The 16,056-nt window shown below is 37.7% G+C and carries 11 protein-coding genes; 3 read left to right on the top strand and 8 right to left on the bottom strand.

The features are described 5' to 3' along the window. Positions 1 to 283: 283 nt before the first annotated feature. From ACFIO3_RS01190 to ACFIO3_RS01205, 4 genes are all read right to left on the bottom strand, one after another. The gene (locus ACFIO3_RS01190; protein ID WP_375704040.1) at positions 284 to 1,339 is read right to left on the bottom strand and encodes a DUF2125 domain-containing protein; all 1,056 of its coding nucleotides are present in this window, start codon (positions 1,337 to 1,339) and stop codon (positions 284 to 286) included. 723 nt (positions 1,340 to 2,062) lie between these two features. Further along, positions 2,063 to 2,809 (bottom strand): glutamine amidotransferase, encoded by a 747-nt coding sequence (locus ACFIO3_RS01195; RefSeq protein WP_375704035.1) that lies wholly within the window; start codon positions 2,807 to 2,809, stop codon positions 2,063 to 2,065. A gap of 149 nt (positions 2,810 to 2,958) precedes the next feature. After that, positions 2,959 to 4,518: a heme biosynthesis protein HemY gene (locus ACFIO3_RS01200; RefSeq protein ID WP_375704036.1), complete on the bottom strand. Its 1,560-nt coding sequence runs from the start codon at positions 4,516 to 4,518 to the stop codon at positions 2,959 to 2,961. A gap of 11 nt (positions 4,519 to 4,529) precedes the next feature. Beyond that, on the bottom strand, positions 4,530 to 5,714 hold the full coding sequence (locus ACFIO3_RS01205; RefSeq protein WP_375704037.1) for a hypothetical protein: 1,185 nt from the start codon (positions 5,712 to 5,714) through the stop codon (positions 4,530 to 4,532). Between the two features lie 362 nt (positions 5,715 to 6,076). On the opposite strand from ACFIO3_RS01205, the gene tsaD reads away from it, so the two are divergent. The 3 genes from tsaD (at position 6,077) to ACFIO3_RS01220 (ending at position 10,071) form a co-directional block, all read left to right on the top strand. Beyond that, positions 6,077 to 7,171 carry a tRNA (adenosine(37)-N6)-threonylcarbamoyltransferase complex transferase subunit TsaD gene (gene tsaD / locus ACFIO3_RS01210; RefSeq protein ID WP_375608454.1) on the top strand — a complete coding sequence of 365 codons (1,095 nt, stop codon included), beginning with the start codon at positions 6,077 to 6,079 and terminating at the stop codon, positions 7,169 to 7,171. A gap of 595 nt (positions 7,172 to 7,766) precedes the next feature. After that, a complete protein-coding gene (locus tag ACFIO3_RS01215; protein ID WP_375606041.1) occupies positions 7,767 to 8,201 on the top strand; it encodes an EVE domain-containing protein in 435 nt (144 codons plus the stop codon). 1,189 nt (positions 8,202 to 9,390) lie between these two features. Beyond that, complete coding sequence (locus tag ACFIO3_RS01220; protein WP_375606042.1) at positions 9,391 to 10,071, top strand: response regulator transcription factor; 681 nt, start codon at positions 9,391 to 9,393, stop codon at positions 10,069 to 10,071. Positions 10,072 to 10,971: 900 nt separating this feature from the next. Here the strand turns inward: ACFIO3_RS01220 and ACFIO3_RS01225 are convergent. The 4 genes from ACFIO3_RS01225 to ACFIO3_RS01240 form a co-directional block, all read right to left on the bottom strand. Next, positions 10,972 to 11,742, bottom strand: coding sequence for a class I SAM-dependent methyltransferase (locus tag ACFIO3_RS01225; protein ID WP_375606043.1), 771 nt, complete (start codon positions 11,740 to 11,742; stop codon positions 10,972 to 10,974). A gap of 223 nt (positions 11,743 to 11,965) precedes the next feature. Continuing rightward, on the bottom strand, positions 11,966 to 14,395 hold the full coding sequence (locus tag ACFIO3_RS01230; protein WP_375606044.1) for a TIGR02302 family protein: 2,430 nt from the start codon (positions 14,393 to 14,395) through the stop codon (positions 11,966 to 11,968). Between the two features lie 126 nt (positions 14,396 to 14,521). After that, positions 14,522 to 15,802 carry a diaminopimelate decarboxylase gene (gene lysA / locus ACFIO3_RS01235; RefSeq protein ID WP_375606045.1) on the bottom strand — a complete coding sequence of 427 codons (1,281 nt, stop codon included), beginning with the start codon at positions 15,800 to 15,802 and terminating at the stop codon, positions 14,522 to 14,524. Positions 15,803 to 15,811: 9 nt separating this feature from the next. Further along, a complete protein-coding gene (locus tag ACFIO3_RS01240; protein WP_375606046.1) occupies positions 15,812 to 15,991 on the bottom strand; it encodes an LPS translocon maturation chaperone LptM in 180 nt (59 codons plus the stop codon). Positions 15,992 to 16,056: the final 65 nt, after the last annotated feature.

Here is a 16,056-nt window from a genome sequence, read left to right on the forward strand (position 1 = left end):
CACCACCTGTATAAAAAGGCAATTCAGCATACTTTAAAATACCACTTTTTCCATACAAACACTGTTGCTATATGTAGTTTGACATAAGATTTTGTACTAAGTGAAAAGAGGTTGGACGAGTTAGGAGTAGGTGATAATTTTTTATTTTTATAGCTATTTTTTTTACCATTAAATACGCATTTTGTTAAAATATATTTTGACACTCTAAAATTGCAAAAAAGTGTGAAAATCAGAAAAAGTCGAAATTTGATAGTAAAGATGAAAAAAGGCTTTGGTACAACACCTAAAGTGGAGCAAGACGACCAAGTTTTAAAAATCCCAGTTTTACCCACCCATTGTTAATGAGCAATGAAAGAACGGGAGCGCCGTCCGCATTTTTAGGCAAAGCACCTAAAATAAAAAATAACGCTTGAAGATTATTGGCTTGCGCGGGAAATAAGCGCTGCAGAGTGTCAAGAAGCTTCATGGACTGAATAAGGACAAGTTCAAATTTTGCTGTCAAATATCCTTCATCATCAAAAGAAAAAGGTCCACTAATACGCACTGCACCACCTGTATGAAAAGTCAATTCACCTTGCTTTAAAAGTCCACTTTTTCCATACAGTCGCTGTTGCCAATTTTTTTCTTCATCTTCAGACAGAAAAGAAATGTCATTTAAAATCCATTTCAAATTACCATCAATTTTAGGAATATCAACAAAAGAAGATTTTAAAAAGGGAGAAGCATCAAAACCGTCAAAAGTTATATGTCCCGATAAATCATTCTTTTCATGTTTTAGATCAAAACGCAAAAATTCTGCCGTTATTTTTTGAGGCATATCTTGTGGCTTTAATGGCTGAATAATCACGTCATGCGTATTTTGCAAAGATGCCGGATCTTCAATATTTTCTTGTGTCGTTTTTTTATCTATCGTTTGTGCTCTTAATGCTTCTTGAAGCTTTTGATCTTCAGAGAAAGAGGAAAAAGATGCAATCTCAAGCCCTTCAGCTATAAACTTCAATGTTTTACCCGTTTTCCAATAAGGCTCTGTTTCAATCACCAAATTGCGCCAATGCGATACTATAGGAGTTTTTCCGGAAAAAACAATTAATGCAGGAGAACGAACATTAAACTCGACCAAATAAGGTGAATAAATTGGTGCACCAGCCGTCAAACGCCCCGTCGATAAAGAAACCCCATGTAAAGGCCAAGAAAATTGAAACTTGTCACAAACAACACCGACACGTAAAGGATAACCATCCCTGCGTACATTCTCGCATACCGCCGCCATATTATGGGAAGATACTTTTACAAATATATCAGAAACATGGTCTTCTATTTTACGTGAAAAAAAAACCAGAGTGCGCTATAAATAAATATCAGAGCCAAACAAAAAAGCCCAAAAATTAAATAGCTTAAAGAAAAACTTTTTCGTCTTAATGGTAATTGAGAGGATTTGGACAACATTAAAACTTTCTTTATCTCTTAACTTTCTCCCACCCTAAAAAGGACAAAGATTTCTAACCCCGGTCAGTTTATACACAATCCAACTTCTTAATCGACCGGACTTTATCTACTGATCACTTCAAGAAGCCCCCATACATCATTCTAAAGTACTGTATCTCATAAACTCAACAAGGCTTTCTTAAGAAGAACGATTATACCCTTTAACAAAAAATACCTCATGTGTAAAGTTTTACATAGATTTTCTACCTCTGCCTTAAACCATACTCTTTTACAGCACAACAAAAATGATAATGAATAGTGTTTCTTAACGATAAAGCCATTGAGCCCCCCATCTTTACGCTTATGGAGACCCCAAAGCCAGCACCATCATTATATTTGGCTAGCCCCCAAATGTTGCGACAGCTCTTGGCACTTAAGACAGTTCATAAGAAGCATTTTTAGTCTTTTCTTATACAGTTTTTGCCCACACGCCAGCCCTACTTGTGACATGCAAACAAGAGGTTTTTATTGAGTCAATATACACAGGTTTGGAATGAAAAAACCTTACTATATTCGGGGTTCTCATTCAATATACAAAACCGTGAATTACCTATATAAATCAATGCGTTATCAATAATTACAAAAGTACGGGCGGTGTACAAAAAATCTGGTGTAATGCGCTTTCAAACCATTGACTCAAAGCTCGATCATAGATTAAACGACCTTTCAAATGTGCACAAGCAGGTTGAGCACCTTTTTCAGTCAATTTATGTGCCGAACGCACGACCAAACGCCGCATCATAGCGCGTGTAAATTCAGCATGAAACTGCAAGCCCCATGCATTGTTTCCATAACGAAAAGCTTGTGTAGGATATGTATTCCCTGTTGCCAAAAGCATTGCCTCTTTCGGTAAATCATAAATACCTTCATCATGGAAATGGTAGACCATCTCTGGCCAATTCATCAATTCCTTCCCTTGTGGGGTTGCTTCTAGTGGATACCAGCCGACTTCAACAGTCCCATCACTTCTTGTACCAACGCGCCCCCCTAGATTTCGCGCTAACATTTGTGCTCCAAGACAAATACCCAAAAAAGGCTTATTTTCCTTTAGTGATAACGAAATCCAATCAATTTCCTCACCAATATAGGCTTCGCTGTCATTCACACTCATCGGTCCCCCTAAAATAACAACGCCGGCATAATGCTCTAATGTATCAGGGAGTTTTTGTCCAAAAATAGGACGATAAATATCAAGAACAAAACCATTTTGTTGTAAAAATTTTCCCAAACGACCAGTATAGGTAGAGCGCCGATGAATAACGACAGCAATCCTTGGTTTGTTATTTTTTTGTTTTTTATCAAGACATCTCTGATTTAAAAACATTTTTTAACCAATCACATCTGCTACCAAGCAAAATTTCATTTTTTAAGCATAAGAGAATAATTTTATTGGACAAGATTAAAGATAATTTTTTTTCTTCTATATTAATTTTTTCTTCTGAAAAAACGCTCATACTACCATATTGATGCAATTTAAAATAAACGAAATTTTTTCCTCGATAAAGATGTTTCTTCTTCTGTTTTAACCCCTGGATCATCAACATTTAAGTGAGTTTGACTGAACATTTTTACATCTTTTTCTTTTATATCTTGTTTCTCCACCTGCGCATTATGCAAAAGAGAATCATCTATAGGTGTTAATTTTTCAAGCTTCTTATCTCCAACATCATCACTTTTTCCCATAACATACTCTTTGTCTTGCCTTTTCGACACAATATTGTCCGCCTCTAATGTGAGAGAAGGCATACAAGGAGGCGCCTTCCATTCAAAACAGCCCAAACGTCCACTGATTGGAGAAACCGCTGACCAAGAAGAAAAAATGGCCCCATCACACATCCACACTGGATCACGTTCAGCACGAAGTGCTAAAGAAAGCCATTGACGCACAGCACCTTGACTGTTTCCCTGTGCCTCTTCAATATCTGCCAACAATAAATAAACACTTTCCCGTGGATGACATTGTAATGCTTTTTGTGCCTTCTCTCTTGCTAATGCTGTTTCACCAGCATCCAAAGCTGCTTTAGCAATAAGGAAAGCCGACTCAAATGCATCTTTATTATAAGAAGCAAGTGTCTTAGCCCTTTTCAATCGCCCAATGGCTCCTTCTTCTCTTTCAAGATAAAGCGCTCCCAAGTCAGGATGAGGCTCCTTTTGCCAAGCCGCTATAATCATTTTATCCGCTTTACGCGTTTCGTTTAATTTATAAAGAATATCAGCAGCAATAACTATTATTGGAACAAAATCAGGCGCCAATTTATGGGCTTTCAAAATAGCTTCACGTGCTTGTACAGGATGTGTATCAAACAAAGAAAGTGCCTGCCCACTTAGTAGTAAAACCTGTATATGCTGCCGCTCTGGAGTCGCGCGAATAGAACGCGGGAGAGCTTTTTGCGTTCTTTCAAAAATAGTAAGTGCCTTATCCCATTTACCCTCAGTACTTAACCGATCGAGCACCGCCTGATGCGCCCATAAAAGTGCTGGCGATAAAGTCAGTGCCTCTTCGGCATATTGTTGCGCTGCCTCATAAGCTTTACTCTTCATCGCTTCACGAAACAAACCATAAAGTCCAACCAGTTTTGTCGGATCTTCCTTTCTCATCTCTTCATAAAGACCGACGGCGCGAACAGAATCATTTTGTAAAGACAAGGTTTGCGCTTGTAAGAGTTTTACCAATGGCTCTTGTTTTCCTGCAAGATATTTAGCAACCCGTGTTTCCATTTTTTGCGCAACCATACTATCACCAGCAAAAGTTGCAAGAATCCCCTTTGAAAGAGCTTCGTAACCACGCTTTTGATGGCGTTTATAAAAATAATTGGAAAGAGCATTCGGTATGGAAAAAAAGAAAGACAATAACCACCATAAAAGCACCAGCGTTACAAAAAACAAAATAAGCACACTTAACACTGTAAGAAATGAAGCAGAAAATCTGAAATGCAAAAATGTGAGAACAAAAATACCATTGTGATTAGCAACCCACGTGAAAGCTAAACCGAGGATACAAACAACAAAAATATAAATAAAAACACGTATCATCTTGGGCCTATTTACATCTTTGTTGCTTTAAAAGATCCTTGTTGCACAGACAATAACAATTGCTGCAACAACTGTTGAATAGCAATATGTCTTTCAAGCTGCTTAACAAAATCCATTGAAACATCTTTTGCACTTTGGGGCAATGATTGCCATTCACTCAAAGCCTTTTCGTAATCACCAGCTTGAATGGCAACTTCCATGCGTGCCGCAATAGCCCCCAGCGTTGTCCCTTCAACATTTCCAATCGGTCGCGAAACAATGAGCCCTTTTATCCACGCTAAAATTCGGTCAAAAAAACCAGCATCTGACGCAACAAGATTTTGCGTACCAACAATTGCATCAGCAACATGAGCAAAATCAACTGAAAGTTGTGCTGAACTTGGAAGACCCACAGTAGCTGTTTTTTGCAACACATCAAGTCCATTAATCGAAGGCGATAATTGCCGCAACAGCTTTAATTCATTATTATAAGATCCACCACGCTCTACAGCATTTTTTAATGAACTAATTGCAGTAAAGAGCGCGGTATCTATTTCTTTTTTCTCACTATTTTTAACAGAAGTTTCTTCCTGTAGTGCTTCTAACTGTTGTTTTAACGCAGCAAGATCATTTGCATTGCTCTGCCCAACAGACAAAGCCGTCTCTATCTCTTTCGACTCTCTAACAAAAGTTTGTACAGTTTCTTCAAGAGTTTTTACTTTTTCCTCTAAAATCGCAAAAGCTTTTTTGCTTTCTTCTTTCGATAGTTCATCATTTTTCGTTGTTTTAAACTGTTGTGATGAAAAAGAAGAAAACTCTGTTTTTAACGCATCGATTTCTTGAAAGACCCGGCTCAATTGTTCCTTTGTGTCTTCACCTTGACTTTTTGCGGCTTCAGCAATCTGCAAGGCTTTTTCCTCCCCAGCAGAATTTGCCACAAAAGGAGAAGGAAAAAAACCAGCCCATTGAAGCCCCATAAAAATTCCCAAAGCAATGAATCCCCCCAAAATCCCAGAAAGGGATAAGAAAAGCCAAATTGTACTAGAGATACTTTTATCCTGACCTTGCATATTCTGTTTTTCTCGTGCAGGAGATTCTACAGAATTGTGGATTTTTTCCTCTGAATCATGGGGAGTAGCTTCATGTTCAATAACTGGTTTCTTACGGCGCGTACCAGTATAATGTGATTTAACTTTTGGTTTTGAAGAATCGACCATCTTTATCACTTTTTGTGCACACTTTTTTCAAAAATAAAATAATAAAATGAAAAAAGTTTTAAAAATGAAGCTTTTCTCAAATATCTTCGAAAGAGTATAAATTTACAGAAATTTTCCAAATCTCATTTTTCTCAATAATATTTACAATTATAGACTTTAATAGACAAGTTTTAAAAAAATATTTGCATTTTATACTCGAAAATACAGCTTTATTTTTTAATCAACGATATCATAAAATTCAAAGAAAATGCCAAAACACATATTTTTCATAGAAAAATCAATTCTAAGAGAAATACTTTGCATCTTTTTCTGTTCATGATACGCACGTAAGAAAGAAGCTTCAATATAAGGTTTTGTTTAAAATGCGTCTGCTGGGAATAGAAACAAGTTGTGATGAAACGGCAGCGGCTGTCATTGAATATAACAATGAATCAAACAGCCGAATTCTTTCCAATGTTGTTTGGAGTCAAATTGATCACCATGCACCTTACGGCGGTGTTGTTCCTGAAATTGCTGCTCGTGCCCATGTTGAAGTTCTTGATCATTTAATTCTGCAAGCACTAACAGAAGCAAACACAAAATTAAAAGATATTGATGGCATTGCAGCCACCAGTGGTCCTGGTTTGATAGGAGGATTGTTGGTAGGCGTTATGAGCGCAAAAGCACTCTCTCTTGCCACTGGCAAACCATTTATTGCGGTAAATCACTTAGAGGGACATGCTTTAACAGCTGTGTTAACGCACAACGTCAGCTTTCCTTATTTATTACTTTTAGTTTCAGGAGGTCATACACAAACAATCATTGTTCATGGAGTAGGCAACTACCAGCGTTTAGGAACCACTATTGATGATGCGTTAGGAGAAGCCTTTGATAAAACAGCAAAACTTTTAGGTCTTCCTTATCCTGGTGGACCAGCACTTGAAAAAGCAGCTTTATTTGGTGATAAAAATCGCATCCCTCTTCCACGACCTTTAAAAGGTGAAAAACGATTAGACTTTTCTTTTTCAGGACTCAAAACTGCTGTTCGACAAGCCGCAACAGCCATAGCTCCCCTTACAGAAAATGATATTGCTGACATTGCCGCAAGTTTTCAAGCCGCTGTGACTGATACGGTACGTGATCGTGTTCACCTAGCTTTACAACACTTTACCCACCAATATCCTCTCTCTGATAATCAAGAAAAGCGTTCTCCTGCTTTAGTTGTTGCGGGCGGCGTTGCCGCAAACCAAGCCATTCGCTCTACGTTGCAAGACCTTGCTCATCAACATGGTTTTGAATTTATAGCCCCTCCTCTTTCCTTGTGTACGGATAATGCTGCAATGATTGCTTTTGCCGGTGCACAAAAACTCGCACGAGGAGAAACAAGCTCTCTTGACATTGCACCCCGCTCACGCTGGCCATTAGATGAAAAAGCCCCGCCCTTGATCGGGATGGGACGCCGTGGAACAAAAGCATAATAAAATTGACGTCCCACACACATCTTAAAGAACGAAGATTTCTACTCAATCCGGTCTATAGATAGTCCGAATTCTCTATCGAGCAGATTCCACCTGCTTCCCACTCACACAATTCACTTAACCCAAAGCTCGACACGTAAATCTAAATATTCACCACACATTCTTAAAAACCTCATGTTTCAAAAAACTGCCTTATATCATTACACTTCAAATGACGGTATTTTACAGCATAATAAGATCTACTCTCTCCCACAAAGCATAGATATGAATGCCATTCGTTGACCTCATCATCTTTGACCATTTATTCGTTTCATTGTCATTGTAATCTTAAAGCTTTTTAGAACCAATTTTCTTAATTTTTTCCAACAAACTCTTATAGTGACCGCATTTCAGACCATAGTTGAAAAGAGAAACAAAGAGCAAAATACTTTTATACAACATGAAATATCAATGGAGCGCGTCTCTCTACTACACATTATTTTGAAACAAGAAAAATAGATAATAGCCGTTATTTACCCCATTTTAAAAATCATCGTTGATGGTATTACAAAGATACTTATAAAAATGCATAACAGTCTATGAAAAAGGAGAACTCATGGCTTATTGGCTTTTTAAATCTGAACCCCATAAATGGTCATGGGAGATGCAAAAGAAAAAAGGAGTTAATGGCGAACAATGGGATGGTGTACGCAATTATCAAGCACGTAACAATATGCGCACTATGAAATATGGTGATAAAGGTTTTTTTTATCACTCAAATAAAGGTTTAGAAATTGTAGGAATTGTAGAAATATGTGCTGAAGCACACCCTGATTCTACAAGTTCTGATCCACGCTGGGAATGTGTGGATATCCGAGCACTTTGTGACATGCCAACACCTGTTTCATTAAAACAAATCAAAGCCAATCCTAAACTAGCAAATATGGTGTTGGTCAAGGCCAGCCGCTTATCAGTACAACCCGTGACAGAAGAGGAATGGACAGAAGTCTGTTTGATGGGCAACCTTAAGAAGGAAATGCTTTTATCTTAAAGAAATAAATTTTATTCATTAATAATCCATTGATTTATAATGATAAATTACTGTTTTGCATGTTGAATAAGAGTCCCGAATATCGTAAGATTCTCCCATTTCAAATTTGTCCCATGTTGAATCAATTAAAACCACTTTCTTGCACATAAAAAGCGGGATGAGTGTGTGAATAAAAATTGTTAAAGAAAAGAGTGAAAATGGCTCTTATGAACCGTCTTAAGTGCTAAGGGCTGTCTCGAAATACCCACGAGCTGGCAAAGTGTGTGATCCGGCTTACTTGTTCATAAGCGTAAAGATGGGAGTGTTCGATGAATTTACCGTTAGACTCATATGAAAAAGCACTTCATATCGCACAAGGCATCCCTCTCTATTGATGTGTTTTCACGCTAAATACATAAATAGGATACTCTTCCTTATCATTTTTCATTCTGCACTCTTCTCAATATAAAATGCCCCAAAACTTCCCCCCTTCATTAGGTATTTTTTAGGCATTTCTAAAGGCAAGACTTACTCAACGATTATAATAAGCAACACCCACGAGCATCACACAGACCTCTTCGCACACAAACTCTACGAAAAAACAAAACTGAACGTGGATAAAAAAACAATAAAAATGACCGTGAAATTCTCCTAAACGGTACATATCTGCTAGGTGTTGCACAGTTCTCTTCACGCTTAAAAAACGCATCATATTGAGTGTTCATTGTTCGCATGTTGGATGAGAGCCTCTCATGCCGCTGGATTCTCTCATTCCCAACCTGTTTATATTGAATCAATCAAAAGCTATTTGCTTGCATATTCTAAGCGGAGAAAGTCCCATATAGATAAAAAACGTGAAAGAAAGCACTAAAAATTCCTCTTATGAATCGTCTCAAGTGCCAAGAACTGTCCGCAACACCCACGAGCTGGCAAAGTGAATGATAGTGCTAGCTTGTTTCTCCATAAGCGTAAAAATGATGACACTCAATGGCTAAAACACATTCTAAAGCATAAAAAATGCTTCCAACCAATACGTAAAATACTCTGCAAACGGAAACACCTTCTTTTCGGCAAACAACCATAGAAATTATAAAAGTTTATTTTTTCAAAGACTTTTTTTTAATTTTCCTCTTTTAATTTTTCTTGCATGAAATCTCATTTTTCATGAAACTATATCAATCAGTGCATCAACATGCCTATAAGGAAAAACATGAACCAATACACTCTTTTAATCGTTGAAGGCGATGATCTACGCCCCATTTTAGTAGAACAATTGCAAATGCATCAAGAGTTTAAAATTTCCCAAGCAAAAACAGCAGAAGCGGGAATGAGAATAATCCAAAAAGAAAATATTGATCTCACTATTTTGGGATTTCAACTTCCTGATCTTGATGGCTACAAAGCCGTTAAACAATTACGCACCCAAGGATTTCGTGCTCCCATTATCATGATAACAAATTATGATACAGACTGTGATAATATTTTAGATCTTGAAACAGGCGCCAATGATTATGTAACAAAACCCTTTCGCTTTGCAGTGTTATTGGCGAGAATTCGAGCACAGTTGCGCCAATATGAACAAAATGAAGACGCAACCTTTCATATTGGTCCCTATACTTTTAAACTAAGACAAAAACTTCTTCTTGATCAATGCAACAATAAAATCTGTCTCACAGAAAAAGAAGCAGCGATCCTTAAATGTCTCTATTATGCCAATGATAAAATTGTCAGCCGTGAAACATTGTTAGAACAAGTTTGGGGATATAATGAAAATATTATCACCCATACTTTAGAAACCCATATCTATCGTTTGCGACAAAAAATCGAAAACGATCCCTCCAATGCACAAATTCTCATAACAGATCAAAATGGTTACCGTTTAAATCTTTAATTCGAGATTTACTGTTTCAAAAATAATTTTAATATCCTAAATGAAAACAGAAACGAGATGAAAAAACCTTCGCATATAATTCGAATGCTATTACTTAGAACTTACTCTTATGACAAAATATATAACATTACGAATAAAAAACGAAATATTCCAACATGAGAACCAGAAACAAAAATGCTTTCAACCCTCACGATATACTTTGTAACTTCTGTTTCACATGCTTTTGTTCTTTCTAAAGTTTTTAATATGTTTCGCATATAAATAATCGTGATATCTTTTAGCAACATTCTTGATCATAACTATCATCTTTAGATGAGTGCTATTTATAATTATTTTTTTCAGAAAAACCGCTCCACGCATTGCTTTATCTCACATTCACTAACCTAACTTGAGAGATGTTTTTTATCTTTATAGTTTTCCTCCATTCTTTATGACTTTATCTCCTCTTAAGAGATTATATAATTCATGATATAACGCTAAATGTTTATCCTAACGATAAAGCCACTGAGCACCACCATCTTTACGCTTATAAAAGAACAAGCCAGCACCATCACACACTTATGTTAGATCTCGATGTTGCAGAGGAGCCCTTGATACTTGAGATGGTTCATAAGAAGCATTTTAATCCTTCCTTGTACAGTTTTTAACCACCATAAACCATATTATGCAAGATCCTTTGGACTCTGCTATTTTTATGCTTACGAAGATACCAGCATTTTTTCTTTTAAAATGTTTCCGCTATTCATGAAATATGGTTCGATATATAGATACTTGAGATTTTTATTCACATACCAATTCCACATATTAATGTACAAAAGAATATTTTTTAATTGTAAATGCAAAAAATTGAAATAAGAGAATCCTTTTATACTTGCGGTTCTTATGACAATGACAAAATGATTAATTATCTTTATAATTTAAAATATTTCTTGTCTGTGGTGATAAAGCAGGAATAAAAATACGTCGCGACTGACGACGCTGTACGAGCAGACCCTGATAAACACGTTTTTGTGCCTGACACATTAAGAGTCCACCAAAATAAGGCAAAAGATAGCGAGCAAATGGCTCGTAAAAAAATGAGAACAACCGCGAAAAATACCCCGTAGAGGGCATATAGTGTACAATTTCTTGTATTGGTCCAGAAATAAAATTTGTTTTTTCGAACAAACGAATAAGCTGTTGTTGACTATAAGGTTCGCCATAACCAAAGGGCGTAGTCGTATTGCGCGCCCAAAAGCCAGAGCGATTAGGAACAATAACGATCAAATGACCATTGGGTGCTAAAACACGCCATATTTCATTCAACGTTTCAAATGAATTTTCTGTATATTCTAATGCATGGACCAATAAAATACAATCAACTGACGCATCAGGAAGCGGCAAATCTTCTTCAAAAACAAGCGCTGTAGCAACTTTCTCAGCACAAGGCCAAGGCGAAACACCCTGAGCAGCAGGCATAAAAGCAAAACATTGTTGGGCACGTTCACGCAATACAGAAAGATAAGGAATCGCATAACCCAACCCCATAATCCGTTTATCCGTAAGATCAGGCCACCATAAATTTAATTGGTCACACAGCGTCTTTTGCACACGCAGCCCAAGTGCAGAAGCATAAAAATCTTTCAGCGTAACGATATCCAACTCAACATACCATGTAGAAACAAATTTCAAACATTACAGATTTTCATATATCCAACTTATATGGACTTCTGCTCTTTCTCCGCAATAGCGAACACTTCAATATTGCATATTTTAAACTTAAATGATTAAAAAAGCAGTACAATAGAATGATTATCGCGTTACAAGTGCTTTAATTATTTTCTTTGAAGCTGAACTCCATAGAGGTTCTTCATACACTGTTTTTGACATCAATTAAGAAAAAAGCCAACACTGATTAATTAAAATGAAGCAATCTTTCAAGATAGTTTTTTTCTTCTTCTGAAAGATGCTCTTTACCAAGACGTTTGCGAATTTCATCCAAAATCTGCCGCGTACGCATTTGATCACTTTCTTGTGGGAGTGCCTCGCCTTCTTGTTCTTCATCTGTTTTTGAAAAAAGTGGACGTCCTAACGGATCTTTAGGACCAGAATCAGCATTTTGATCATCTCCCGTTTCTTTAAGTGTTTCGCGCATTTTTTTCAAAACATTTTGTGCACCTTGCCTCAAAGATTCCAAAGCATCAGACTGATTTTGTATAGATACCTGATGATTTCCATTATCAAGAGCATTTTCCGCAGAATTCATTTTTTCTTCTGCCCTTTTCAAGGCGCCCCCTGTTTCAAATCCTTGTTCTGATAATTCTTTTTCTAATGTTGATAATTCAGATTGCAATTCAGCTTGACGTTTTTTTAAAGATTTTTTTTGTGTTTCCGGTACATTTTCTCCGCGTTTTTGTTCCATCTCTAACTGATGTGTTTCATTGAGAATTTCTTGCTGACGACGCATTAAATCTCCAAGCTGGTCCATCTTTTCTTTCATTTGTGTAGATTGGCTTTTTTCTCCCTCATTTTGATTACCTTTTTGCACATGCAAATGATCAAGCGTCTGTTCAACTTCCGCCAAGAGTTGTTCAGCTGCTAAAGAAGAGCCTGTTTTAGCCATTTCCTCAATTAAATTTAGCTTTTCTTGTAATGTAGCTTCAGAAAGATTAGGACTTTTTGAGCTTTTAGAATTTTTAGAAACTTGACTATCCGGTGCTTTTTCAGCCAAAGCACGAATATACGCATCCATAGCTTGACGTAAATCTGCCATAAGCCGTTCAATTTCTGCCGCTGAAGCACCGTAACGCAATGCATCACGTAAAGCAGCTTGTGCTTGTTTTAACTTTTTTTGCACGGATTCAAGTTGATTGCCTTCAATACCCAAAGCAATTTGCCATAAATAATCCACCACATTGCGCAAATCCTCGTCTGTTTGTGCTAAAGAAAGTCTTGTCCACGCACTTTGTAGAACAATAAAATGCGATGCATTTTGCAACCCCTTTTCTGGACGCACAAGCAAAGCAGAAAGCATATCAAGTACCCGCTCTCGCGCTAAAGGATTAAGAGCTAATAAACGACGCAGTTCAACCACTGCGCGTGCAACAGGATTCGAAAAAACACGCTGTGGTAATATCATAACAAAAGTTTTGCTACGTCCTTTCTGCCCCGCACCATCTTCTGCCACCAAAGTAATTTTGACTTGCGAACCCGCCCATGGATGCGCTGATATATCCTGCACCATTCGCATTTTCCCCTTTCCACCACGCGGAAGAAGAAGTTCTATTTCCGGAGCATTATAAAGAGAAGAAGCACTTTTATTCTGAGGAAGAAAAGGCTCTATTTCAACAAAAGCCTTTGTCACACCATAATCATCATCCACCACATATCGTAACTCCAATGATCCCGTTAAAATCCTCCCTGGTTTTTCCAACCAATGAATTGTTGGAAGCGTGTCCTTAATTATCTGCAAATGCCATTGCTGTTTTTTACGACGTGATGATACAAATAAATTTATTGAATGCTTTAAATGTGTTTCAAAATGAACAATTGGATCATTCAAAGCTGTTTGCTCCGTTTTCTCTGAAAACGAAATTTCCCTCCCATCTTCTACAGACTTTGCTTTTACTGTAATGCCAGCCCCATTGACAACACGCACAACAACATTACTCCCTTCAGGGATTTCTAGTTGTGTTTTCTCATCTTTTGTCAAATAAATCGGTGCCACACCGGTATAAGCAGGTGGTGTTACCCAAGCATCAATCCGCATGAGTTTTTCATCAACGACAGGACGAAAATCAAAGGCATCAGCCAAACGCCCCCCTTGTGAACCAAAAGAAAAACTAAAAGCGCACACAAAAAGAAGAGCACACAAAGCCCTCAAAGCTAAAGGATCATAATCCGCACTATTAAGAGAGATAAATCCAGTTTTTAAATGGTATAATTGCTTTGCCATTCGGCGTTGATGTTCACGCCAAATAACAACACTAAAATCTTCATCATTTTCAGAACATAAACGATCTGTCTGAATATTCAAAGGCTGGTGTTTAAGGCCATTGACACGTTCAAGACGGTGATCCACTTCCCGCATTGTGGGAAACCGAAAACCAATAAGAAAAAATAAACTTACCCCAGCACAAACAAGCATAGCCCCAAGTAAAAGCCAATGGAACCAATAGCCCAAAACGCCAAAAAGTCCCAACCAGCTAAACGAACAAAACAGACTAAGAACAAGGAAAAATGGTAATAACCGACCCCAGATCCGTTCCAATGAAAGGATCCCCCACATCAAAATGCGCACACACAAAAGCTTCATTGCAAAGCCTTTGATGTTTTTATTTTTCATAAACAAGCATTTATCCCCTTTTACCGTGGTGCATTAAGATCATAAACCCCATACAGAACAATTTCTAGAAAATAAATTGTTTCATCAAAGTTTAGTAAAAATAAGACCAAAAATATTTAATAATGCTCAATCTAATTTGGGCTCAATCCAATCAGGAATATGATCACATCCCATTAATTGCGCATAATCAAGACGTGGACGAATAACTGCATAACGCATATCTTGAACGAGAACTTCAGGGACCAGAAGTCTGCTATTATAAGTACTCGCCATCACGGCACCATAAGCCCCAGCTTGCGTAATTGCCAAAAGATCACTGGGTGCCAAAATTGGCAAGCAACGATCTAATGCTAAATAATCACCAGTCTCACAAACAGAACCCACAATATCTGCACGAATAAGGGAAGCGTCTTTTGCTGCTTGTTTCACAAGGACGACATTCTGCCAAGCATCATAAAGCGTTGGACGCATCAGATCATTCATCGCCGCATCCACAATAACAAAATTCCGCCCTTGCCCCTTTTTTAAATAGAGAACAGAGGTTACCAACACACCAGCTTGACCCACAATGCTCCGCCCCGGCTCCACCACAATATTAATCCCTAAAGGAGCAATATGCTTCTTTACCAGCGCGGCATAATCAAAAGGGGAGGGTACGGTATGTTGTTCACAACCATAGGCAATACCAAGCCCGCCACCAATATCTATATGCGTTATTGCATAACCATCACTCCACAATTGACGCACCAAATCTACGATAATAATAAACGCCTCCTCAAACGGCTTTAAATCACAAATTTGACTGCCAATATGCATATCAATACCGCAAACCTGCAATCCAGGCAAAGAGGACGCTCTTTTATAAGCCTCTCTTGCCAACAACAAGGGAATACCAAATTTATTTTCAGATTTTCCTGTTGTAATTTTCTTATGGGTCTTTGCATCAACATCTGGATTAATACGCAATGAAACACGTGCTATTTTTGAAAGTGCAACAGCGCGTTGCGATAACTGTTCAAGTTCCGGCTCTGATTCAACATTAAAACAATAAATATTCTGAGAAAGAGCAAAATCTATCTCTCTCACGGTTTTACCAACCCCAGAATAAACAATACAATGCGCCGGAATACCAACAGCAAGAGCACGCCGTAATTCACCTTCTGAGACCACATCAGCTCCCGCTCCATTGTTAGCTAAAAGCCGCAAAACTGCTTGATTAGAATTCGCTTTAACCGCATAAGCAATCAGACTGGGCATCCCTTGAAATGCTCTTTGATAGTCCTTAAAATGTGTAACCAATGCATTGGCCGAATAACAGTAAAAAGGAGTTCCCACCTCCTGTGCAAGCATAGCAAGTGAACAACCCTCAGCATAAAGTATACCTTGATGATAGGAGAAAAAATCCACACTTGCCTCCTACTTTATCAAACGATCAAGAATAAAAGGTTTATCATCTTCACTTTTAGCAACAGATGTTCCCTGCGTAGGTTTTTCCACACTTGTAGGAGGCATCTCCAATGATCCTTTACGCCCACACCCAACGACACCAAAGCCCCCAAAAAGGACAACCATCAACCCCTTTATTATAACTTTCATTAGTCCTCTTTCCTCATCTTGCTTTCTTTTTTACTTTTAAAATACAATTATTCAAGCGCTCACGA

The sequence above is a fragment of the Bartonella sp. AD328YNZD genome (assembly GCF_042196425.1).

Bases quoted from the DNA above. Each gene is read 5' to 3' on its own strand.
- ACFIO3_RS01195 (WP_375704035.1), bottom strand. From the start codon at position 2,809: ATGTTTTTAAATCAGAGATGTCTTGATAAAAAACAAAAAAATAACAAA.
- ACFIO3_RS01200 (WP_375704036.1), bottom strand. From the start codon at position 4,518: ATGATACGTGTTTTTATTTATATTTTTGTTGTTTGTATCCTCGGTTTA.
- ACFIO3_RS01205 (WP_375704037.1), bottom strand. From the start codon at position 5,714: ATGGTCGATTCTTCAAAACCAAAAGTTAAATCACATTATACTGGTACG.
- tsaD (WP_375608454.1), top strand. From the start codon at position 6,077: ATGCGTCTGCTGGGAATAGAAACAAGTTGTGATGAAACGGCAGCGGCT.
- ACFIO3_RS01215 (WP_375606041.1), top strand. From the start codon at position 7,767: ATGGCTTATTGGCTTTTTAAATCTGAACCCCATAAATGGTCATGGGAG.
- ACFIO3_RS01220 (WP_375606042.1), top strand. From the start codon at position 9,391: ATGAACCAATACACTCTTTTAATCGTTGAAGGCGATGATCTACGCCCC.
- ACFIO3_RS01230 (WP_375606044.1), bottom strand. From the start codon at position 14,395: ATGAAAAATAAAAACATCAAAGGCTTTGCAATGAAGCTTTTGTGTGTG.
- ACFIO3_RS01240 (WP_375606046.1), bottom strand. From the start codon at position 15,991: ATGAAAGTTATAATAAAGGGGTTGATGGTTGTCCTTTTTGGGGGCTTT.